This window comes from Mycobacterium sp. E802 (assembly GCF_001666875.1).
Lineage (GTDB): Bacteria > Actinomycetota > Actinomycetes > Mycobacteriales > Mycobacteriaceae > Mycobacterium.
On record NZ_LZJD01000115.1, the window covers coordinates 1 to 20,848 of the forward strand.

At 67.7% G+C, this 20,848-nt stretch carries 23 protein-coding genes and 1 pseudogene; 12 read left to right on the top strand and 12 right to left on the bottom strand.

What is annotated here, in order from left to right; all coding sequences use genetic code 11:
- The coding region (locus A5699_RS17280; protein ID WP_157561311.1) for a ubiquitin-like domain-containing protein at positions 1–712 on the bottom strand (712 nt) is incomplete at its 3' end.
- 96 nt (positions 713–808) lie between these two features.
- Positions 809–1,663 (bottom strand): TatD family hydrolase, encoded by an 855-nt coding sequence (locus A5699_RS17285; protein WP_067771309.1) that lies wholly within the window; start codon positions 1,661–1,663, stop codon positions 809–811.
- Positions 1,664–1,687: 24 nt separating this feature from the next.
- On the opposite strand from A5699_RS17285, the gene metG reads away from it, so the two are divergent.
- The 6 genes from metG to A5699_RS17315 all read left to right on the top strand — a co-directional run bounded on the left by metG (position 1,688) and on the right by A5699_RS17315 (position 8,509).
- Positions 1,688–3,247, top strand: coding sequence for a methionine--tRNA ligase (gene metG, locus A5699_RS17290; RefSeq protein ID WP_067771311.1), 1,560 nt, complete (start codon positions 1,688–1,690; stop codon positions 3,245–3,247).
- Position 3,248: 1 nt separating this feature from the next.
- Positions 3,249–4,598 (top strand): NADP-specific glutamate dehydrogenase, encoded by a 1,350-nt coding sequence (gene gdhA, locus A5699_RS17295; RefSeq protein ID WP_067771313.1) that lies wholly within the window; start codon positions 3,249–3,251, stop codon positions 4,596–4,598.
- 96 nt (positions 4,599–4,694) lie between these two features.
- Positions 4,695–5,876 carry an NAD(P)/FAD-dependent oxidoreductase gene (locus tag A5699_RS17300; protein ID WP_067771315.1) on the top strand — a complete coding sequence of 394 codons (1,182 nt, stop codon included), beginning with the start codon at positions 4,695–4,697 and terminating at the stop codon, positions 5,874–5,876.
- Positions 5,876–6,790 carry an RNA polymerase sigma-70 factor gene (locus tag A5699_RS17305; RefSeq protein WP_067771317.1) on the top strand — a complete coding sequence of 305 codons (915 nt, stop codon included), beginning with the start codon at positions 5,876–5,878 and terminating at the stop codon, positions 6,788–6,790. Before A5699_RS17300 ends, A5699_RS17305 begins: the two co-directional genes overlap by 1 nt.
- Before the next feature lie 103 nt (positions 6,791–6,893).
- Entirely contained in the window at positions 6,894–8,141 is a 1,248-nt protein-coding gene (locus tag A5699_RS17310) for an aminodeoxychorismate synthase component I (RefSeq protein ID WP_067771319.1), read from the top strand.
- Positions 8,138–8,509: a DUF1330 domain-containing protein gene (locus tag A5699_RS17315; RefSeq protein WP_067771321.1), complete on the top strand. Its 372-nt coding sequence runs from the start codon at positions 8,138–8,140 to the stop codon at positions 8,507–8,509. The genes A5699_RS17310 and A5699_RS17315 overlap by 4 nt, the downstream gene beginning before the upstream one ends.
- On the opposite strand, the gene rsmI is transcribed toward A5699_RS17315, so the two are convergent.
- On the bottom strand, positions 8,499–9,341 hold the full coding sequence (gene rsmI / locus A5699_RS17320; RefSeq protein WP_067771323.1) for a 16S rRNA (cytidine(1402)-2'-O)-methyltransferase: 843 nt from the start codon (positions 9,339–9,341) through the stop codon (positions 8,499–8,501). The two genes, A5699_RS17315 and rsmI, sit on opposite strands and share 11 nt — an antisense overlap.
- 24 nt (positions 9,342–9,365) lie before the next feature.
- On the opposite strand from rsmI, the gene A5699_RS17325 reads away from it, so the two are divergent.
- Complete coding sequence (locus A5699_RS17325; protein WP_067771325.1) at positions 9,366–10,916, top strand: dolichyl-phosphate-mannose--protein mannosyltransferase; 1,551 nt, start codon at positions 9,366–9,368, stop codon at positions 10,914–10,916.
- Positions 10,917–11,031: 115 nt separating this feature from the next.
- On the opposite strand, the gene arcA is transcribed toward A5699_RS17325, so the two are convergent.
- Positions 11,032–12,240 (bottom strand): arginine deiminase, encoded by a 1,209-nt coding sequence (gene arcA / locus A5699_RS17330; RefSeq protein ID WP_067771327.1) that lies wholly within the window; start codon positions 12,238–12,240, stop codon positions 11,032–11,034.
- A 33-nt stretch (positions 12,241–12,273) separates the two neighbouring features.
- Between arcA and soxR the strand changes: the two genes are divergently transcribed.
- Both soxR and A5699_RS17340 read left to right on the top strand, forming a co-directional pair.
- Positions 12,274–12,705: a redox-sensitive transcriptional activator SoxR gene (gene soxR, locus A5699_RS17335; protein ID WP_067771330.1), complete on the top strand. Its 432-nt coding sequence runs from the start codon at positions 12,274–12,276 to the stop codon at positions 12,703–12,705.
- 34 nt (positions 12,706–12,739) lie between these two features.
- Complete coding sequence (locus A5699_RS17340) at positions 12,740–13,336, top strand: alpha-ketoglutarate-dependent dioxygenase AlkB (protein ID WP_067771332.1); 597 nt, start codon at positions 12,740–12,742, stop codon at positions 13,334–13,336.
- A 3-nt stretch (positions 13,337–13,339) separates the two neighbouring features.
- On the opposite strand, the gene A5699_RS17345 is transcribed toward A5699_RS17340, so the two are convergent.
- A complete protein-coding gene (locus A5699_RS17345) occupies positions 13,340–14,014 on the bottom strand; it encodes a DUF5642 family protein (protein WP_067771334.1) in 675 nt (224 codons plus the stop codon).
- A 29-nt stretch (positions 14,015–14,043) separates the two neighbouring features.
- On the bottom strand, positions 14,044–14,706 hold the full coding sequence (locus A5699_RS17350) for a DUF5642 family protein (RefSeq protein ID WP_067771335.1): 663 nt from the start codon (positions 14,704–14,706) through the stop codon (positions 14,044–14,046).
- A gap of 180 nt (positions 14,707–14,886) precedes the next feature.
- Here A5699_RS17350 and A5699_RS17355 point away from each other — a divergent pair, with 180 nt between their 5' ends.
- Complete coding sequence (locus tag A5699_RS17355) at positions 14,887–15,597, top strand: LpqN/LpqT family lipoprotein (protein WP_067771338.1); 711 nt, start codon at positions 14,887–14,889, stop codon at positions 15,595–15,597.
- Positions 15,598–15,605: 8 nt separating this feature from the next.
- Here A5699_RS17355 and A5699_RS17360 read toward each other — a convergent pair whose 3' ends face one another.
- From A5699_RS17360 to A5699_RS17370, 3 genes are read right to left on the bottom strand one after another with little or no spacing between them, the layout of a single operon-like run.
- Positions 15,606–16,607: a GNAT family N-acetyltransferase gene (locus A5699_RS17360; RefSeq protein ID WP_067771340.1), complete on the bottom strand. Its 1,002-nt coding sequence runs from the start codon at positions 16,605–16,607 to the stop codon at positions 15,606–15,608.
- A 34-nt stretch (positions 16,608–16,641) separates the two neighbouring features.
- Positions 16,642–17,415 carry a molybdate ABC transporter substrate-binding protein gene (gene modA, locus A5699_RS17365; protein WP_067771342.1) on the bottom strand — a complete coding sequence of 258 codons (774 nt, stop codon included), beginning with the start codon at positions 17,413–17,415 and terminating at the stop codon, positions 16,642–16,644.
- Positions 17,412–17,819, bottom strand: a complete 408-nt coding sequence (locus tag A5699_RS17370; protein ID WP_067771344.1) for a molybdopterin-binding protein — start codon at positions 17,817–17,819, stop codon at positions 17,412–17,414. The genes modA and A5699_RS17370 overlap by 4 nt, the downstream gene beginning before the upstream one ends.
- A 142-nt stretch (positions 17,820–17,961) precedes the next feature.
- On the opposite strand from A5699_RS17370, the gene A5699_RS17375 reads away from it, so the two are divergent.
- The gene (locus A5699_RS17375) at positions 17,962–19,419 is read left to right on the top strand and encodes an aldehyde dehydrogenase (RefSeq protein ID WP_067771346.1); all 1,458 of its coding nucleotides are present in this window, start codon (positions 17,962–17,964) and stop codon (positions 19,417–19,419) included.
- A 25-nt stretch (positions 19,420–19,444) separates the two neighbouring features.
- On the opposite strand, the gene A5699_RS17380 is transcribed toward A5699_RS17375, so the two are convergent.
- The 3 genes and pseudogenes from A5699_RS17380 to A5699_RS28645 form a co-directional block, all read right to left on the bottom strand.
- The gene (locus A5699_RS17380) at positions 19,445–19,999 is read right to left on the bottom strand and encodes a hypothetical protein (protein ID WP_231965747.1); all 555 of its coding nucleotides are present in this window, start codon (positions 19,997–19,999) and stop codon (positions 19,445–19,447) included.
- On the bottom strand, positions 19,996–20,211 hold the full coding sequence (locus A5699_RS17385) for a hypothetical protein (RefSeq protein WP_231965748.1): 216 nt from the start codon (positions 20,209–20,211) through the stop codon (positions 19,996–19,998). The genes A5699_RS17380 and A5699_RS17385 overlap by 4 nt, the downstream gene beginning before the upstream one ends.
- Before the next feature lie 210 nt (positions 20,212–20,421).
- A pseudogene (locus tag A5699_RS28645) lies at positions 20,422–20,628 on the bottom strand (SDR family oxidoreductase); the annotation flags it as partial.
- 33 nt (positions 20,629–20,661) lie between these two features.
- Between A5699_RS28645 and A5699_RS29240 the strand changes: the two are divergent.
- Positions 20,662–20,823: a hypothetical protein gene (locus A5699_RS29240; protein WP_231965749.1), complete on the top strand. Its 162-nt coding sequence runs from the start codon at positions 20,662–20,664 to the stop codon at positions 20,821–20,823.
- Positions 20,824–20,848: the final 25 nt, after the last annotated feature.

The following is a 20,848-nucleotide window of genomic DNA, read 5'->3' on the forward strand; positions in this document are numbered from 1 at the left end:
CGATCTGGCGGCTCATGTTGAGCTCGACGTCTTCGATGCGCTTGTTGCCCGGGGCCAGCGGTATCCGCTCGGTCACCTTCTCGATGCGCTTACGGGTCACCTGGATCTGCATACCCTCGGTGACCGGGGCGGATGCCGACGGCACCACGGTGTCGTTCTGCTCCAGCGGGGCGCCCGCCGCGGCGAGCAGACCGGCCACGTTGGGGGCCGCGAGGTGCACGGTCGAGGGCGCACCGCCGTCGTCGATATGGACCGTCTTGGCGCTCACCACCGGCAGCGCCATCCCACCCAGCGGCACCCGGCTGCCGCGCGACGCCGCAGCGGGAGCCTTGTCGGTCATCTTCAGCTGCGCCAGGGCCTCGTCCACGGTCGAGGCGGTGGTCCAGACCTGCTTGCTGTCGTTACCGTCCAACGACAATTGCAGGGGCCGGCTGCGGCGCAGGACGATGGTGTCGGACTGGTGCACGGACTCGTCGCCGGCAGGGTAAAGATCGTCGCGATCGCCAACGGAAAATCCGTTCTCTTCGACCACGTCGATCACTCGGGACTTCATCGTCGTCACCGTCATCGGCGCGCCGTCGACGCTCAGCGTCACGGTTTTGTGCGATCCGACGGCGTAGCCCCCGGCCGCGGTCAGCGTCACCAGGAGGGCACCCACCACGCCACGCAACAGCGGCGAGCGGGACTCATGAAGTTTGTTGAGCACGTCCATATATCAGCGTTTCTCCCCGGTACGGACGGCATGGTTCACCGCCGGCGGTTGAGGGTTTGATCACAAGACGGTAACGAATCGACCCATGCCCGGCAACTAGGCGCGGCCGCGTCCGTTAAGTCCGTACACCCGCGCCGCAGTGGCTGCGGTCTCGGACGCGACCTCCTCGGCGGGCCGGTCCAGCAACTCTGCGAGTGCCCGCACAGTGTATGGCAGGCAGTACGGCTCGTTCGGGGCGCCGCGGAACGGGTGCGGGGTCAGAAACGGCGCGTCGGTCTCCACCAGCAGCTGCCCCGGCGGGATCAACTTCGCGGCTTCCCGCAGCTCAGCGGCGTTTTTGAAGCTGACCGTCCCGGACAGGCTCAGGATCCAGCCGGCGTCGACGCAAGTGTGGGCCATCTCCGGTCCCGACGAAAAACAGTGGAAGATCACTGTCTCGGGCGGCCTTTCGGCGCGAAGTACGTCGAGCACCTCGGCGTCGGCCTCGCGGTTGTGGATCATCAGCGGCTTGCCGGTGCGCTTGGCCAGGTCGATGTGCCAGGCGAAGGCCTCACGCTGCTCGGCCGGTGTGGCGCAGCCCTCCAGCCGGCCCGGCCAGTACATGTCCATCCCGGTCTCCCCGACCGCGACGACCCGCGGATGGGCGGCCAGCGCCTCGACCTCGGCCCGGGCCGCGTCGGTGAGCGCATTGGCGCGAGTGGGATGCAGCGCCACCGCGCCGTACACCCGCTCATCGGCCTCGACGGCCGTGGTCACCCAGCGCGCGGAGTCCAGGTCGTCGGCGATCGTGACCACCTGGCCCACCCCGACCGCGGCCGCGCGGTCGACGATCGCGCGGACGTCATCGGCGGTCTGCGCGCCGCAGGCGTCGAGATGGGTGTGTGCGTCGACCAGCGGAGCCAACGGCTCCGGGGCTGGCGGCTTCTCCCTGGCTGAGCGTTTGGACCCCACCGCAACACCATAAGGTGGGACCAAATGAGTGAGCCTTCCAACGTTCCGTACTACATCACCACGGCCATCGCCTACCCCAACGGTGCGCCGCACATCGGGCACGCCTACGAGTACATCGCCACCGATGCGATCGCCCGGTTCAAGCGGCTCGACGGCTTCGATGTGCGCTACCTGACCGGAACCGACGTGCACGGGCAGAAGATGGCCGAGGCCGCGGCGGCCCAGGGCATCGCGGCGGCCGAACTGGCCAACCGCAACTCCGACGTGTTCCAGCGGCTGCAGGAGAAGCTCAACATCTCCTTCGACCGGTTCATCCGCACCTCCGACGCCGACCACTACGAGGCGTGCAAGGAGATCTGGCGTCGCATGAGCGAGGCCGGAGACATCTACCTGGGCACCTACGCCGGTTGGTACTCCGTGCGCGACGAGCGTTTCTTCGCCGAGGACGAGACCGTCGAGAACGCCGACGGCACCCGCACCGCGATCGAGACGGGCACCCCGGTCACCTGGACCGAGGAGCAGACCTACTTCTTCCGGCTCTCGGCCTACACCGAGCGGCTGCTGGCGCATTACCAGGCGCATCCGGAGTTCATCGGCCCCGATGTGCGCCGCAACGAGATCGTCAGCTTCGTCTCCGGCGGACTGAAGGATCTGTCGATCTCGCGGACCACGTTCGACTGGGGCGTGCCGGTGCCCGACCATCCCGACCACGTGATGTACGTGTGGGTGGACGCGCTGACCAATTACCTGACCGGCGTGGGCTTTCCGGACGAGGCGTCCGAGGACTTCGGCAAGTACTGGCCGGCGAAGCTGCACATGATCGGCAAGGACATCATCCGGTTCCACACGGTGTACTGGCCGGCGTTTTTGATGTCGGCCGGGATCGCGCTTCCCGAACGGGTCTTCGCGCACGGCTTCATCAACGTCAAGGGCGAGAAGATGAGTAAGTCGGTCGGCAACGTGGTGGATCCGATCGCGCTCATCGACACCTTCGGGCTCGACCCGGTGCGCTACTTCTTCCTGCGCGAGGTGTCCTTCGGCCAGGACGGCAGCTACAGCGAGGAAGCCATCATCGGCCGGATCAACGCCGACCTGGCCAACGAGTTGGGCAACCTCGCGCAACGCTCACTGTCGATGGTGGCCAAGAACCTCGACGGCGTGGTGCCCGACCCGGGCACGTTCGGCGACGACGACGTCGCGCTGCTGAATGCCGCCGACGGTCTGCTCGAACAAGTGCGCGCCCACTACGATGTGCCGGCGATGCATCTCGCACTTGAATCGATCTGGTCGGTGCTGGGTGCGGCGAATCGCTACTTCTCGGCGCAGGAACCGTGGGTGCTGCGCAAGTCGGAGGATCCGGCGGACCAACAGCGGTTCGGTACGGTGCTGTACACGACGTTGGAGGTGGTGCGGATCGCGGCGACGCTGACGCAGCCCGTGATGCCGGACTCGACGGCCAAGCTTCTCGATCTGCTCGGCCGGCCGACCGACGCCCGTGACTTCGACTCCATCGGGACCCGGCTCAAGCCAGGTACCGAATTGCCCGCTCCGACCGGGGTCTTTCCCCGCTACCAGATGGACTGACATGGCTGTACTACACGAGAAACTGCAGGCGATCTACGAAGAAGTAGCGCAACGTAACCCCGGCGAGCAGGAATTCCACCAAGCCGTCATCGAGGTGCTGACGAGCCTCGGCCCGGTGGTGGACAAGCATCCGGACTACGCCGACGGGGCGATCATCCGCCGGCTGTGCGAGCCCGAGCGCCAGATCATCTTCCGGGTGCCGTGGCTCGATGACGCCGGCAACGTGCAGATCAACCGAGGCTTCCGGGTCGAGTTCAACTCGGCGCTGGGCCCGTTCAAGGGCGGGCTGCGGTTCCACCCCTCGGTCTATCTCGGCATCGTGAAGTTCCTCGGCTTCGAGCAGATCTTCAAGAACTCCCTGACCGGCCTTCCGATCGGCGGCGGTAAGGGCGGGTCGGACTTCGATCCCAAGGGTCGCTCGGACGCCGAGGTGATGCGGTTCTGCCAGTCGTTCATGACCGAGCTGTACCGCCACATCGGCGAGTACACCGACGTCCCGGCCGGCGACACCGGCGTCGGCACGCGTGAGATCGGCTACCTGTTCGGCCAGTACAAGCGGATCACCAACCGCTACGAATCCGGTGTGCTCACCGGCAAGGGCCTGACCTGGGGCGGGTCCCAGGTGCGCACCGAGGCCACCGGATACGGCACGGTGTTCTTCCTCGACGAGATGCTCAAGGCCGCCAACGACACGGTCGAGGGCAAGCGCGTCGTCGTGTCAGGTTCGGGCAACGTCGCGATCTACGCGATCGAGCAGATCCACGAACTCGGCGGCATCGTCGTCGCCTGCTCGGATTCCAGCGGCTACGTGGTCGACGAGAAGGGCATCGACGTCGGACTCGTCAAGGAGATCAAAGAGGTCAAACGGGGCCGGATCGCCGACTACGTCGAGGCCAGGGCCGGGGGCGCCCGGTTCGTCGAGAACCGGACGGTGTGGGAGGTGCCCTGCGACATCGCGGTGCCGTGCGCCACGCAGAACGAGATCAACGGTGACGAGTCCGCCTACCTGATCAAGAACGGCTGCCGCTTCGTCGCCGAGGGCGCCAACATGCCGTGTTCGCCGGAGGCCATCAAGCAGTTCGCCGAGGCCGGTGTGGTGTTCGCTCCGGGTAAGGCGGCCAACGCCGGAGGTGTGGCCACCAGCGCCCTGGAGATGCAGCAGAACGCTTCCCGCGACTCCTGGACGTTCGTCGACACCGAGAAGCGGCTGCAGGAGATCATGCGCCGGATCCACAACCGCTGCCTGTCCACCGCCGAGGAGTACGGCCAGCCGGGCAACTACGTGGCCGGTGCGAACATTGCCGGGTTCACCCGGGTGGCCGACGCGATGTTGGCGCTGGGCCTGGTCTGACCCGTCAGGTGATCTAGGCCACATCCGCCCGGCCGACTGTCACATCTCGGGCTCGTGCGGTGTCTTGAGGGCACACCCCTTGAGAGGAGACACCCAATGAGCACGCAGAACACCCACGTGGTCGTGATCGGTGGTGGATATGCCGGAGTGCTGGCGGCCAACCATCTGCACAGCACGCCCGGAGTCAGTGTCACGCTGGTCAATCCGCGACCGGATTTCGTCGAGCGGATTCGGTTGCACCAGCTGGCCGTCGGTAACCACGACGCCACCGTGGCCTACGACACCATGCTGGGCGCCGGCGTCCGGTTGCTGGTCGACGGCGCCGAACACATCGACGCCGAGATCCGCCAGGTGCAACTGACCTCAGGTGCGGTCCTCGATTACGACTACCTGATCTACGCCGTCGGCAGTACCGCCGGAGTACCCGCCTCGGTAACGGGTGCAGCCGAATTCGCCTATCCGCTATCGGAATTCGAGCAGGCACAGCGGCTGCGGGCCCGGCTGCAAGATGTGCCGGTGGCGGCCCCGGTGGTGGTGGTCGGGGGCGGCCTGACCGGGATCGAGGCGGCCGCCGAGCTCGCCGAGGCCGGACGCAACGTCACGCTCGTCACCGACGTCGTCGGCGCCTCACTAGGGACCGGCGGCCGTCGCTCGATCGTCAAAGCGCTGACCAAGCTCGGCGTCACCATCGTCGACGGACCCGAGATCCTGGTGTCGGCGGTCGAGGCCGACGCGGTCCGGCTGGCCGACGGCAACCGGCTGCCCAGCGCGGTGACCGTGTGGACCACCGGCTTCGGCGTGCCCGGGCTCGCCGCGGCCAGCGGGTTGCGTACCGACGAGCTGGGCCGGTTGCTCACCGACGAGACGCTGACGAGTGTCGACGACGCCCGCATCGTGGCCGCCGGTGACACCGCCGCACCGTCGGGCGTCCCGCTGCGGATGAGCTGCCAGTCGGCGGGCCCGATGGGTATCCAGGCCGCCGACACCGTGCTGGCCCGGATCGCCGGCGCCGAACCCGAGGTGATCAACCAGGCGTTCACCGGTCAGTGCGTGAGTGTCGGACGCAAGGCCGGCACCGTGCAGCTGTGCCACTCAGACGACACCCCGCGCCGCGTCTACATCGGCGGGCGCACCGGCGCATTCGTCAAGGAGCAGGTGTGCCGGGCGACCATCACCTTCCTGCGCAAGGAGGGCGTCAAGGCCGGGTCCTACTTCTGGTTCAAGGGTGACAACCGGGCCCGCCAGCTCGCCGCGGCGCAGCAGGAGAGCCTCCTCTGATGTCCACCGCCGGCGCAGGTAACTCGAACGAGCACGCGCAGCGGTTCACGCTGCTGCGGCCGCTGCTGTTCACCATCGCCTACGAGATCCTCGGAACGGCAACCGAATCCGATGACGTGCTGCAGGAGAGTTACCTGCGCTGGGCCGAGGTCGACCTGGCGAAGGTGACCGACACCAAGGCCTATCTGGCCCAGCTGGTCACCCGCCAGGCGCTCAACGCGTTACGGGCCTCCTCGCGGCGACGTGAGGAATACGTGGGCCCGTGGCTACCCGAGCCGCTGCTGCTCGACGAGCGGGACGGCGCAGCGGATGTGGTTCTGGCCGAGTCGGTTTCGATGGCCATGATGGTGGTGCTCGAGACGCTGACCCCCGACGAGCGCGCCGTGTTCGTGCTCCGCGAGGTGTTCGGCTTCAGCCATGACGAGATCGCCTCGGCGATCGGCAAATCCGCGGCGGCCGTACGGCAGATGGCCCACCGGGCCCGCGAACACGTGCAGGCCCGCCGGAAGCGATTCGAGCCCGTCGACATCGCCGAATCGACCCGGATCACCGAGCAGTTTCTGGCTGCGGCGGCCACCGGCGACATGGACGGGCTGCTGGCGCTGCTGGCACCGGACGCGGTCTACACCGCCGACAGCGGCGGGAAGGCCAGTGCGGCCCGACGCCCGGTGATCGGCGCGCAGAAGGTGGCGGCCATGCTCGTCGGACTGTTCCGGGCCGCCGACCGGATTCCGGGTCTGCGCTTCGAGATGACGGTGTGCAACGGCGAACCCGCGGTGATGATCCACAGCGACGCCGGCCGCGAGGGCGTGTTCACCGTCGAGGTCATCGACGGCAAGATCACGCACTTCTATGCGATGCGCAATCCGGACAAGCTGACCGGCGTCGACTCCCCGCGGGCCATCAGCCGCTGACTTTCCCTGCCGCCGTTCTCCCGCGAGCAGACGTAAACCCGTAACTTCTCGCCCGAGAAAGTACGGTTTTGCGTCTGCTCGCGGGAGGCCGCAAGCTGGTGGCATGCGGATCGAGCGGCTCGGCGCGCTGGGTGGCGCCCCGGCGGTGCTGCGGGGTGTCGCCCGGGCGGCGGCCGCCGCGGGGGTGGCGCCGCCGGCCGCGTTGATCGGCGACTGGTTCGGCTCGCGTGCGGTGATCGCCCCGTCGGTCACTACGGCCTCTGTGCCCGCCCACGCGGTGTTCGACGCCCCGGCCTGCGCTTCCCCCAGGGACGCCGTCGGGGCCGTCGGAGCCGTAGGAGGCGGCTGGTTCGGCTACCTGTCCTATCCGGACCCGGGCCGGGACGAGTCGAGCCCCCGCATCCCCGAGGCCGCCGGCGGCTGGTCGGATTGCGTGTTGCGTCAAGACACCGACGGCGTGTGGTGGTACGAAAGCCTCAGCGGCGCAGGCCTTCCCGCGTGGGTGACATTGTCCACCCCAGCGCCCGAGCCGTGTACCGTCTCCTGGATCGCCCCCGACCGCGACGACCACCGCCGCGGCGTGCTGGCGTGCCTGCAGGCCATCGCCGCGGGCGAGGTGTACCAGGCCTGCGTGTGCACGCGGTTCACCGGCCACATCGACGGAGATCCGATCGACTTCTTCACCGAGGCGGTGGCCCGCACCGCGCCGTCGCGGGCCGCGTACCTGGCCGGGGATTGGGGCGCGGTGGCCTCGCTGTCACCCGAGTTGTTCCTGCGTCGCGCCGGCACCACGGTGGCCTCGAGCCCGATCAAGGGCACCCTGCCCCGCTCGTCGGATCCGGCCGGTCTGCTGACCTCGACCAAAGACGTCGCCGAGAACGTCATGATCGTCGACCTGGTGCGCAACGACCTGGGGCGGGTCGCGGCGACCGGCAGCGTGACGGTGCCCGAACTGCTCGCGGTGCGGCCGGCGCCGGGCGTGTGGCACCTGGTCTCCACGGTCACCGCCGAGGTGCCTGCCCAGCTGCCGATCGCAGCGCTCCTGGAGGCCACGTTCCCGCCCGCCTCCGTCACCGGCACTCCGAAGCTGCGGGCCCGGCAGCTGCTGCGGCAATGGGAGCCGGCACGGCGTGGGATCTATTGCGGGACAGTCGGTCTGGCCTCGCCGGTGGCGGGTTGTGAGCTCAACGTGGCGATCCGCACCGTGGAGTTCGGCATCGACGGGTCTGCCGTGCTCGGCGTGGGTGGCGGCATCACCGCCGATTCCGACGTCGACGTGGAATGGGAGGAATGCCTGCACAAGGCATCGAGCCTCGTGAGGTCTGACTCTGTGGTAGTCAATCGGGTATGACCACGCCCGCGGACATTCCCAGCACACTCAACGACTTCCCGTCGGACGCGCCGATCGTGATGGTGAACCTGCTGAAGTTCAAAGAGCCCGACGGGCTGGACAGCTATCTCAAGTACGGGGCCGGGGTGGCTCCGCTGCTGGAGCGGGCCGGCGCGAAGGTGCGCTACGGCGGGTCCGCCCCCGCCGTCCTCCTCGGTGAAGACGCCAAGCCCTGGTGGGACGTGATTCTCGTCGTCGAATATCCGAGGCCGGCGGCGTTTCTGGAGATGGTGACCAGCGAGGAGTACGCAGCGGTACACGTGCACCGCGCAGCCGCGCTGGAGCGCGGGGAGTTGATCGCGACGTCCAACTGGTCGGTCACGACGTAGCGCGCGCCCGCAGCACGGCGTCGTAGAGCTCGCGCCGCGACGGCGCCCCAGGATTGGCGGCGATGACCTGAGCACAGGCGTCCTTGACCCGCGTCCCGTCGGCCACCAGTTCCTCGACCTCGGCCACCAGGGCGGGCAGTTCCACGGACGGGGTCCCGCGGGCCAACACCACGGTGATCTCGCCGAGCACACCGTCGGCCGCCCACTCCGCCAGTTCGGCCAGATTGCCGCGGCGGATCTCCTCGTGGGTCTTGGTCAGCTCGCGGCACACCACGGCGCGCCGCTGCGGCCCCAGCACCTCGACCGCGTCGCGCAGCGTCTCGGCCAGCCGGCGCGGGGATTCGAAGAACACACACGTGCGCGGTTCGGCGGCCAGAGTCTGTAACCAGGACAGCCGGGCGGCGTGTTTGCGTGGGGCGAAACCCTCGAAACAGAACCGGTCCGAGGCCAGCCCGGACACCGCCAGTGCCGTCGTCACCGCCGACGGGCCGGGCAGGCAAGAAACCGGAAGGTCTGCGTCGGCGCAGGCGGCCACCAAGCGGTAGCCGGGGTCATTGATCAAGGGCATGCCCGCATCGCTGACCACCAGCACCGTCGCACCCGCGGCGATCTCGTCGACCAGTCCGGGCACGCGACTGGCCTCGTTCTGATCGAAGAAGCTCACGATGCGCCCCGCCGGTTGCACCCCCAGCGACTGGGCCAGCCCGCGCACCCGCCGGGTGTCCTCGGCCGCCACGATGTCACTCGTCGCCAATGCTGCGATGAGACGCGCAGAGGCGTCGTCGGGGCGGCCCAGCGGCGTGGCGCCGATCAACAGTTTGCCGGGTGTCACGCCCGACAGCCTACGATCGCTTGCGTGACCGCCACCGCCACCGAAACGCCGACGGCTGGTCGCTCGGTCCCGTTGATCAGCCCCGCGCCGTTGATCCCGTCCCCGGATTTCGGCCCGACCGACCGCTTGCAGGGCTGGGTGATGACGGTGATCATCACCGCCCTGGCCGCGGTGAGCCGGTTCTTGAACCTCGGCTCGCCGACCGATGCCGGCACCCCGGTCTTCGACGAGAAGCATTACGCGCCACAGGCCTGGCAGATGCTGCACAACCACGGGGTCGAGGACAACCCGGGCTACGGGCTCGTGGTGCATCCGCCGGTCGGCAAGCAGCTCATCGCAATCGGCGAGGCGATCTTCGGATACAACGGACTGGGCTGGCGGTTCTCCGGGGCGCTGTGCGGGGTGGTGATCGTGCTGCTGGTGGTGCGGATCGCGCGCCGGCTCAGCCGCTCCACCCTGGTCGGTGCGATCGCCGGGCTGCTGCTGATCGCCGACGGGGTCAGTTTCGTCTCGGCCCGCACCGCACTGCTGGACGTGTTCCTGGTGGTGTTCGTGGTGGCCGCCTTCGCCTGCCTGATGGTCGACCGCGACGACGTCCGTCGCCGGATGTACCACGCCTTCATGGGCGGACGGATCGCCGAGACACCGTGGGGTCCGCGGCTGGGGGTGCGGTGGTGGCGGTTCGGCGCCGGGGTGCTGCTGGGTCTGGCCTGCGCGACCAAGTGGTCCGGCTTGTACTTCGTGGCGTTCTTCGGCGTCATGACGCTCGTGCTCGACGCCGTCGCGCGCAAGCAGTATCACGTGCCCCAGCCGTGGAAGGGCATGCTGCGCCGTGATGTCGGCCCGGCGGCCTACGTCTTCGGGCTGATCCCGTTCGCGGTGTACCTGGCGTCCTACGGACCGTGGTTCGCCTCCGAGACCGGTGTCGACCGCCACGAGGTCGGCCAATCCATCGGCGAGAACAGCATCATCCCGCTGCCCGACGCCGTGCGCTCGCTGTGGCATTACACCTATGCGGCATACCGTTTCCATGCCGGGCTGACCAATGCCGACGGCAATCACCACCCCTGGGAATCCAAGCCGTGGACGTGGCCGATGTCGTTGCGCCCGGTGCTCTACGCGATCGACAACCAGGACGTGGCCGGTTGCGGCGCCCAGTCCTGCGTGAAAGCCGTGATGCTGGTGGGCACCCCGGCGATGTGGTTTGTCGCGGTGCCGGTTCTGGGCTGGGCCCTGTGGCGGGCCGTGGTGCGCCGCGACTGGCGCTACGCGGTGGTCTTGGTCGGGTATTCGGCCGGATTCCTGCCCTGGTTCTTCGACATCGACCGGCAGATGTACTTCTTCTACGCCACGGTGATGGCGCCGTTCCTGATCCTGGCGATCGCGCTGATCCTCGGCGATATCCTGCACCAACCCAACCAGAACCCTGAGCGCCGGACGCTGGGTCTCCTGGCCGTGTGTCTCTACCTCGCGCTGGTGATCGCGAATTTCGCCTGGCTCTACCCGGTCCTGACCGGCCTGCCGATCTCGCAGTCGACCTGGAACCTGGAGATCTGGCTGCCGAGTTGGCGCTAACGCTTCCGGATTGACGGGACCTTCACCGGGCCGGCGCCGGTTTCTACCTCTGGGTTGCACAACGCCGCGCTCCACGACCCTCAGGTGGAAATCGGCGCGGGGGCCGGGCGAAAGCCTAAACCGGGTCCCGCGCGGCCGGGCATGACATACACCGCGGGCCGCCACGGCCGGTGCCCAGCTCCGAGGCCTCGATCTGCAGCACTTCGATGCCCGAATCAGCCAGCCGCGCATTGGTTTCGGCATTGCGCTCGTAGGCGACGACCACACCGGGCGCCAGAGCCAGGGTGTTGTTGCCGTCGTCCCACTGCTCGCGTTCGGCGGTCACCGGATCCAGCCCCGTGTCGATCACCCGCAGCCGCTCGATCCCCATCGCCTCGGCGGCGGCCTGCACGAACGGCGCTCCGTCGTCGATCTGGATGCCCGCCTCGGTGCGGTGGATCGTGAACGCCGACAACGAGTCCACGATGTTCGGATACATCACCACCGCATCCACGTCGACCATCGTGCACACGGTGTCCAGGTGCATCTGCGCCCGCTCCTGCTGGATCGGCACCGCGAGAACGGTATGGGCCAGGTCATCGTCGAACAAGCTGCGCGCCAAGGCTTCCGCCCCGGCCGGGGTGGTGCGCTCCCCCACTCCGACGGCCACCACCCCTGGGGCCAGCAACAGCACGTCACCACCCTCGACCGGGGCCGAGCGCGACTCGTAGGCCCGCCGGACGCCGAGGAACCGCGGGTGGTGGGCATAGATCAGATCGGTCAGCGACGTCTCACGCACCCGGGCCGGCAGCGCGAGTGAGGTGATGGCCACCCGTGGGCCGATCCAGAACGACGAGTCCCGGGTGAACAGCAGATTGGGCAGCGGATCGATCACGAAATCACCGCCGTGGTGCATGAGCCGCACCAGGGACAGCTCGGGCCCCTGAAAAGGCACCTCGTTGAACGTCATCCCGGCCATCAGAATGCGCGCCAGGTCGACCGGCGGCAAGGTGCGCAGATAGGCTGAAAGTTCCTGGGCCAGTGGCACTCCCAGCCGGCGCGCGTCGACAGCGGCCGAGATGCCGTGCATCCGGGCGGCGCCACTGTGGGCCAGCGCCTCGGTCAGCAGATCGGCCAGCAGCATCACCTCGACGCCGCGCGAGCGCAGCACGTCGGCGAAGGCGTCATGCTCACGCTGGGCCTTGGCCACCCACGGCAACCCGTCGAACAGCAACGCATCGTTGTTGCGTGGGGTCAGCCGCTGCAGTTCGGGACCCGGGCGATGCAGGATCACGGCGCGCAGGGTGCCGACCTCGGAGTTGGAACCGAACGCCGCAGTCTCCACCCCATGACGTTAACTCAACTATGGTTGAGGTGTATGGAGACGCACGAGCTCAGCCCCGGCGAAATGTCGCAGCGCAGCGGCGTGGCGGTGTCGGCCCTGCACTTCTACGAGCGCGAGGGCCTGATCTCCAGCCGCCGGACAACGGGCAACCAGCGTCGCTACGCGCGCGAGACGCTGCGCCGGGTGGCCTTCATCCGGATGTCGCAACGGCTCGGCATCCCGCTGGCCCGGATCCGCGACGCACTGTCCTCACTGCCCGACGACCGGGTGCCGACCAGCCGGGACTGGGCCAAACTCTCCGCCGGCTGGCGTCAGGACCTCGACGACCGCATCCTGCACCTGCAGCGGTTGCGCGACAACCTGACCGGCTGCATCGGCTGCGGCTGCCTGAGCCTGAAGACCTGCCAGCTGACCAACCCCGGCGATGTTCTCGCCGAGCACGGCCCCGGGGCCTCCCGACTCTAACCTGATCGAACGCTTGTGCGATACACTCGCGCGCATGGAGCTGGCGTTGCAAGGCTCGCTGTTCGAGCACGCAGAACGTCGTCGACTCGGCAACGGCGCCTGGGTTGAGCTGCGCTCAGGCTGGTTGCCCGATGCCGACTCGCTGTTCGAGGAGCTGATGGACACGATCCCGTGGCGCTCCGAGGAGCGGGAGATGTACGACCGGGTGGTCGCCGTGCCGCGGCTGGTGAGCTTTCACCACCTGATCAACGAACCGGTGCCCCACCCCAGGCTCAAACAGATCCGGCGCAGGCTCAACGACACCTTTGGCGGCGAGCTGGGTGAACAGTTCACCACCGCGGGTCTGTGCCTGTACCGCGACGGCAACGACAGCGTGGCCTGGCACGGCGACACCATCGGCCGCAGCCGAACCCACGACACCATGGTGGCGATCGTCGGGCTCGGTGCGACAAGGACTTTCGCCCTGCGGCCGCGCGGCGGCGGTCATGCGCTGCGGCTGCAGCACCGCCACGGTGACCTGCTGGTGATGGGCGGATCGTGCCAGCGCACCTGGGAGCATTCGATCCCCAAGACCACCAGCCTGGTCGGGCCGCGGATCAGCATCCAGTTCCGCCCGCACGACGTGCGCTGAGCGCTAGCCGCGCACGCTGGCCACCGCTTTACCGAGCAACTCGCGGGCCCGCTTCTCGTCCACCTTCGCCACCGGTTTGTCGGGCACCACCAAGGGATTGGCCGTGACGATCACCATGAAGGTGTCGAAACTGGCGACGTAGTTGTAGAGCTCGCCGGTGCGTGGCTTGCCGCCGATGACGGTCTGCACGATGCGGTGGGTGCCCACGGTGCGGGCCCCCTCGATCTGCGGCGCCTCGACCACGTCCACCTGACCGCGAACCCCCTGCCCCAGGTACTTCACCTGCTTGCAGGCCTCACCCGGATCGTTGAGCGGGATCGCCTCGGAAGTCTCCACGGCCATCACGATGAACCGGGTGCCCGCCCCCTCGGCCGTGGTGGCGGCCATGTTGCCCTTGAGTCCCTCGGGGAAGGACTGCCCCTCGGCGAACTTCGCACAGTCGGCCGGCTCGACCTTCACCCCGGGCGGCATCTTCTGCGGCGCCAGCATTTTCGGGTCGATTCCGGTCGGGGCGACATCGGTGACCTTGAACTCCGGACCGAAGTCCGAGCGCACCTTGGAGACGTTGGCGATGTCCGCGTTGGCGGACTCCGACTGATCGGATTGCCCGCAGGCGACCAATCCGGCGGCACAGACGAGGACACCCGCGGTGGCGAGCGAGACTTTGCGGTTCGACATCGCTGGTCAACTTACCCGGCGAGACCGACTCAGCTTCGTAACGCCGAAACCGTTTTCACCAGCAGATCGGAGGTGAATGCAGAGTCGAGCGCCGGCGTCGGCGAACCCGGATCGGTGATGACGGTGACGAACACGTGGTAGCCGGCCAGATCGGCGGTGAACGTATCGGCATGCGACCGGGTCTCGGTGCCCCCTTCGACGACGGTGGTGACGGCCGTGGACATGCCCACCGTCGTCGCACCCGCGATCTGCGGGGCCGCGGCGGCGGTGACGGTTCCCGTCGAATGCCCGCCCGACACACTCCATCGGTCGCACGGCGCGGGGCCCGGCTCGCCCGGGATGCCACTGCGCTTCGCCACCGCTGCGTACACGATGCCGCCGGGACCCGACGCCGACCATCCGCGGGCGGCTTCGGTGTCGGGAGCCGCCGGCGTCGCGCACTCGGCCGGATCGGCAGCCCACTGCGGACCAAAACCCCACAGCGACACGGGGTTCGCCCGTGGCTCCAGAGCCACCACCTCATATCCGGGCGGCAGGTCGTATCGCACCCGGTCGATGCGGGCCGGGTTCACTGCCACGGCGTCGCCGCGCGACGGTGCCGGCGAGGACGTCGGCGTCGGTTCCGGCGTCGGGGCCGCCCCGCACGCCGCCACGCTCAGTGAAAGAGCCGCCCCGACGATGTAAAGCCGCACGGCGCCTTGATACCACAGCTCTCACCAGGGCCGGGGCAGGGCATCGCCTGGAATCACCGAACACTTGCCTGCGCAACAGGACGCCGCCGGGAACTGCGTCTTTCCCCAGCCGAGGCGCAGGTGAACGTTTATCGTGCCATCAGTTACGCCTCACCGTGGCGTCCAATCGATTGGAGACCGATGACCACGTCACTGAGGGCAGGCGGAATCCCCGTCGCCGCCGTCGCGTTGGGGGTCATACTCGCCGGGTGCGGCGCGAAGACCGTCGAGGGCAACGCGACCGGGGCCGGTGGGGCCACCGAGACCAGCGAGACCAGTGTCGAGCCCACCAAGACCACGGCCGACGGCACGTCCACCCCGACAGCAGGGCATCAGTACACGATCGTCGACTACATCCGCGACAACGGCATCGTCGAAACCCCGGTGCACCGAGGCGACCCGGGCACACCGGCTTTGGAGCTGCCGATCCCCGACGGTTGGGAGGACGCCAGCTCGTCGGCCCCCGATTGGGCTTGGGGCGCAATAGTATCCACCGACCCGGCGTACGCCGACGATCCGCCGTCGATCATCGCATTGATGTCCAAGCTGACCGGCGACGTGGATCCGGCCAAGATCCTGGAGTACGCGCCGAACGAGATCAGGAACCTGCCGGGATATGAGAACCAGGGCGACGGCTCAGCCGGTGAACTCAGCGGGTACGAGGCGTTCCAGATCGGCGGCACGTACGTCAAAGACGGCGCCACCCGGCTGATTGCACAGAAGACCGTGGTGATCCCCGGCTCCGACGGGTTGTTCGTGTTGCAGTTCAACGCCGATGGCACCGAAGAGCAGATGGGCACGCTGATGGATGCCACCTCCGCGATCGACGAACACACCGTCATCACCCCGTAACGGCGTCCTCACTGGCTCACCGCCCGGATCACCTGCCGCGTAGCGTCTTTGATCTGCGCGGCCAACGCAGGATCGATGCCCAACGAATCGACCGGGGGCACCGCGACGTCGGTGAGCACCACGCCCAGATCCTCGCGTTCCCACACCGCCCCGAGCCGGTCCAGGATTCGCCGCATGGCATAGTTGTCGCTCAACACCCGCGCGGTAAACCGTTCGATTCCAAGGTAATCCGCCGACACCACCAGGGCGCTCATCAGGAAGGTGCCGATGCCGCGGCCCTGGTAGTCGTCACCCACGGTGAATGCCACCTCCGCCGTCGTCGCGGCGTGCCCTTCCCGCACCACCCGGGCATCGGCGACCACTGGTCCCAACGCGCCCTCGGTCATCACCCAGACGAAGTGATCGGCGTAATCGACCTCGAACAGGTACTCCAGCAGCGCCTTGGTCGGCTTGCGCACGGATTGGAACCGCCGGTAGAGGGTCTCGCTGGAGAACTCGACCGGTCCGTTCATCGTCCGCTCCACGTCACCGGGCAGCACCGGCCGTAGATAGAACCAGTCACCGCCACGCACCTGCACCGGGATGGGCGTGATGAACGCCGCCAACCGCTGGCGGGCGATGCGCACCATCCGGTCGAACATCCCGGGCAGGTGCAGGATGGTTTCGAAGGCGTCGCGATCACCGATCCACCCGGTCACCGGTTCGATGGCCGTCACGGTGGCCGTTCGCGCGGCATCCCGCAGCAGGGCGATCTCACCGACGATCAGGCCGGGCTCCAGCTCGGCGACGACGGCGTGGCCGTCGGGCCCGTCATGGACGACCTGCGCCCGCCCGGACGCGATCAGCATGAACGTCAGGGCCGGATCACCCTGGCGGATCAGCACCTGGCCTGGCGCGGCCGACATCGGCCGCAGCAGCGCGGCCAGGGGCGCCAGCACGGATGGCCGGCATCCGGCGAAGAATTCCAGCGCCGCCAGATCGTCGGCACTGATCTCGGTCAGATCGGCCACGTCTCCCAGGCTACGACGCAGGGCGCAGGCTCAGTCAGGGCTTGGCGAAGCCGGCCTGCCCGAGCGCCTTCTGACCCGCCTCCCCGGTCACCAGGTCGATGAAACGCCGCGCCTGCTCGGCCTGCTCGGACTGCTTGAGCACCGCGATGGGATAGGTGTTGACGGCTTGGGCGGCCTCGGGGAATGCCACGCTGGTGACCTTGTCCCCGGCGTCGGCCGCGTCGGTGACGTAGACCAGGCCGGCGTCGGCCTGTCCGCTGGTCACCTTGCCCAGCACGTCGGTGACCGAGTTCTCCTCGCTGACCGTCGACAGCGTGACCCCGGTGGCCTTCTCGACCTTTTCGGTGGCGCCGCCACAGGGCACCGGCGGGGCGCACACCACCACGCTGAGCCCCGGCCGGGCCAGATCGGCAAATGCCTTGATGCCCTTGGGGTTCCCCGGTGCCACGGCGATCGTGAGGGTGTTGGTGGCGAAGTTCACCGGCGTACCCTCGACCAGGCCTGCGGCCACCGCCTTGTCCATGTTCCGGGTGTCGGCGGAGGCGAACACGTCGGCGTCGGCGCCCTGGGTCAGCTGGGTGACGAGGTCCGACGATCCGGCGAACGAGAATTCGACCGAGGCGCCGGGGTTATCGGTTTCGAACTGTTCGGCGATCTCGGTGAAGGCCGATTTCAGTGAAGCGGCCGCGAACACCGTGATCGTCGCGCCCTCTGGAGACGAGGCGTCCTCGGCGGACGTACAGCCACCGATCAGGGCCGTCACCGTCGCTACACCGAGAACGAGGGCGAGCTTGCGGGTTCCGATCATGATTGCCCTTTCGGGGTTTCGACGATCACCGTCGTGGCCTTGACCACCGCGACCGCGACGCTGCCGGGTTCGAGGCCGAGTTCACGCACCGCCTGACTACTCATCAGCGACACCACGGTGAACGGACCACATTGCATTTCGACCTGGGCCATCACCTGATCGGTGAGGACGTCGGTGACCAGGCCGACGAAGCGGTTGCGCGCCGAGCTGCCGATGCCCAGCGGATCCTTGGGTGCCGCAGCGGTATTGGCGCGGGCGAAGGCGGCCAGTGCAGCGCCGTCGATCACCTTGCGCCCGGAGTCGTCGAGATGGGCCGGCAGCGACCCGTCGTCGATCCAGCGCCGCACGGTGTCGTCACTGACGCCCAACAGTTCGGCCGCCTCGCGGACCCGGATGTCTGGCACGTCGACAGCGTATCGGCCGGATACCCCCCAAACAACCGTAAACACGGAGAATTAGCCGCCTCTGAACCGCATTTGCGGTCTTGACCGCCCAGGCGGCGGACTGCTAAGCAGGTGCTCAGCATTCGACGACGAAGGGAACCATATGGCACTGCAGACGGTTTTGGAAGAGCTCCGCAACCGGCCCGGGACCGGCGAGACCATTCCGGTCATCGACCCCGCGACCGAGGAGCAGATCACCGAGTTCCGCGACTGCGGGAGCGACGCGGTCGACGAGGCCGTGGCCGCCGCGAAGGCCGCCTATCAATCCGGGGTGTGGACCGACATCCCCGCCCGCCAGCGCGCCAAAGTGCTGTGGAAGCTGGGCGATCTGATCGACGAGCACGCCAAGGAATTCGCCGAGCTGGAATCGCTGGACGCCGGGATGCCCCCGATGCAGGCCGAGATGATCGTCTCCACGTGTGCGGAGTTCTTCCGCTACTACGCGGGCTGGTGTACCAAGCTCAACGGCAGCAGCTACCAGGTGCAGATGGAGGGCGGCGTCAACAGCAACTACTCCAACCTGCACGCCTACACCACCAAAGAGCCGTACGGCGTGGTCGGCCTGATCTACCCGTGGAACGGCCCACTGTTCAACGCCTGCGCGAAGATCGCCCCGGCCCTGGCCGCCGGTTGCTCCAGCGTCGTCAAGCCCGCCGAAGAGACCCCGCTGTCGGCGGTGCTGCTGGAGCGGCTGATCGGTGAGGCGGGCGTGCCCGACGGCGTGGCGAACTTCGTCATCGGCTACGGCGCGACCGCGGGGGCCGCGATCACCGCGCACCCCGACGTCGAGAAGGTGGCTTTCACCGGCTCGACCGAGGTCGGCAAGCAGATCATGCGGGACTCGGCGGACAACCTGAAGAAGGTGACCCTGGAGCTGGGCGGTAAATCCCCGGTGCTGATCTACGAAGACGCCGACCTCGACATGGCGATCATGATGGCCTCGATGGGCATCTTCGTGCACTCGGGGCAGGGCTGCGTGTGCGGGTCACGAATCTTTGTGCAGCGCAGCGTCTATGAACGCGTCGTACAAGGTATCGCGATGATCGGAGACAACTTGGTGCTGGGCGGCCCCAAGGACGAGGGCGCCATGATCAGCCCGCTGGTCAGCCAGAAGCAGCTCGACCGCGTGCTCAGCTACATCGAACAGGGCAAGCGCGACGGCGCCGAAATCGTCTCCGGCGGTTACCGATTGGACCGCAAGGGCTACTTCGTCAAGCCCACCGTGGTCACCAACGTCGACCCGACCACCAGCCGCCTGTACAAGGAGGAGATCTTCGGCCCGGTCGTCACGATCCTGCCGTTCGACGACGACGATGAGGCCATCGCGATGGCGAACGACACCAGCTACGGTCTGGCTGCCACCGTCTGGACCACCAACCTGGCCCGTGCGCACAGCCTCGGTAAGCGTCTGCAGGCCGGCATGGTGGGGCTGAACTGCCAGCTGACCTTCGACCACAACGTGCCGTTCGGCGGCTACAAGCAGTCGGGCATCGGAAAGGAGTTCGGTTACGAAGGCATCGACGGCTATCTCAAGACCAAGTCGATCTGGGCGCAGCTGTAGACCGGCCGGATCACACCGCGATACCTCACACCGAAAATGAGACGTCGGCGAGCTCGAGGGCCTTGTCCTCGAGCCGCTGACCCAGATAGATGTCGGCCTGGGTGAGCCGCTCGGAGTACCACCGGATGTCCTCGGCGTGTTCCCGCGAGGCCGTGTACCTGGTGGCCAGCGTGGTCACATCGATGCGACGGGTGTCACGCACCTTCAGATCCTCGGACACATGAAACCCGTCCGCCTCGGCCGCGGCGATCGCGTCGAGCACCTGCGCCACGGCCAACCGGATGTCCCGGCAGCCGTTTTCGGCGATCTCAGCGGCCTCGCGCTGGATGTCCCCCTGCTTGCGCACCACCGCGGCATCGGTGGACACCCGCTCGCGCGCAGCTTCGCTGGCCGCTCCGGACCACTCCGAACCCCCGGGTGCGCACATGTTCTGCCGATGCCATTCGAACAGTTCCTCGGACTCGGCGGCAGATTGCCGCCAGCGGGACGCTGCCTCCGCGAGATACGTTGTGTCCCAACCCTCTAGCTGGGAACGGGTCAGCACTTCACTCATCGGTTCGGTGGCAGCAACGTAGCTCACATCGACTCCGCCACGCCTCCGGCGGACTGTTCGTCGATCGCGTCATATCGACCGGCGGCGGCAGACAAATCTCCAGCCTGCGCACTGACGCGTCCCGACTGCATGGTGCGCACAGACACCACCGCGGAATCCATCGCCGCTACCCCGCTGGAACTCGGGTAGCCCCCGGTGCCGGGCCCGGCCGGCGCTGCCGCCAATTCGACAGCAATCATTTCGCTGCTAGTGGCCCCCGCACGAAGCGCCCCCGGGTCCACTCTCAGATCGTTTGCCATAGCAATCCCCCAACTGGCCAATCTGCACCCCGAGGCTAACCGATTTGGCTCCACTTTTTTTGAAGTCGGCCGAGGGGCTGAGCAAGTATGCCATTGGGGACTGGCACCGACAACGACCGGGTACGACTCCTACCGGCCATCCGTTGGCCATCAACCGGCCATCGTCAAGCCCCCACGGACACTGAGTACTTGGCCAGTGATGAGGCTGGCATCGTCTGATGCGAAGAAGAGCACAGCCTTGGCGACCTCCTCCGGTTCCGCGAGCCGGCGGAACGGGATGGCCCTGATCAGGCCCTCACGAACCTGGTCCGGCAGCGGCACGAACATCGGCGTGTCGGTCGGTCTGGGGCAAACACACCCGCCCGGCATCGCTGGCAATGTTGACGATCTTTGCCGTGGCGCCGGCGTGTCAGAGCGCGTCGCGACGCCGGCCCGATCTTCGAGCAGTCCGCGGCCTACGAGATGTTGACCTTCCTGGGCCCCGATGTCGTGGAGGGCTATACCGCCCTGCGGGAAAAACGCCCGCCGCAATTCCCGTCGGCGCAGGACTGAGTGGAGCGGGATCCATCCCCGCACA

Coding starts and splice junctions, on each gene's coding strand:
- metG (WP_067771311.1), top strand. CDS start 1,688: ATGAGTGAGCCTTCCAACGTTCCGTACTACATCACCACGGCCATCGCC.
- gdhA (WP_067771313.1), top strand. CDS start 3,249: ATGGCTGTACTACACGAGAAACTGCAGGCGATCTACGAAGAAGTAGCG.
- A5699_RS17300 (WP_067771315.1), top strand. CDS start 4,695: ATGAGCACGCAGAACACCCACGTGGTCGTGATCGGTGGTGGATATGCC.
- A5699_RS17305 (WP_067771317.1), top strand. CDS start 5,876: ATGTCCACCGCCGGCGCAGGTAACTCGAACGAGCACGCGCAGCGGTTC.
- A5699_RS17310 (WP_067771319.1), top strand. CDS start 6,894: ATGCGGATCGAGCGGCTCGGCGCGCTGGGTGGCGCCCCGGCGGTGCTG.
- A5699_RS17315 (WP_067771321.1), top strand. CDS start 8,138: ATGACCACGCCCGCGGACATTCCCAGCACACTCAACGACTTCCCGTCG.
- soxR (WP_067771330.1), top strand. CDS start 12,274: ATGGAGACGCACGAGCTCAGCCCCGGCGAAATGTCGCAGCGCAGCGGC.
- A5699_RS17340 (WP_067771332.1), top strand. CDS start 12,740: ATGGAGCTGGCGTTGCAAGGCTCGCTGTTCGAGCACGCAGAACGTCGT.
- A5699_RS17345 (WP_067771334.1), bottom strand. CDS start 14,014: ATGTCGAACCGCAAAGTCTCGCTCGCCACCGCGGGTGTCCTCGTCTGT.
- A5699_RS17355 (WP_067771338.1), top strand. CDS start 14,887: ATGACCACGTCACTGAGGGCAGGCGGAATCCCCGTCGCCGCCGTCGCG.
- modA (WP_067771342.1), bottom strand. CDS start 17,415: ATGATCGGAACCCGCAAGCTCGCCCTCGTTCTCGGTGTAGCGACGGTG.
- A5699_RS17375 (WP_067771346.1), top strand. CDS start 17,962: ATGGCACTGCAGACGGTTTTGGAAGAGCTCCGCAACCGGCCCGGGACC.
- A5699_RS17385 (WP_231965748.1), bottom strand. CDS start 20,211: ATGATTGCTGTCGAATTGGCGGCAGCGCCGGCCGGGCCCGGCACCGGG.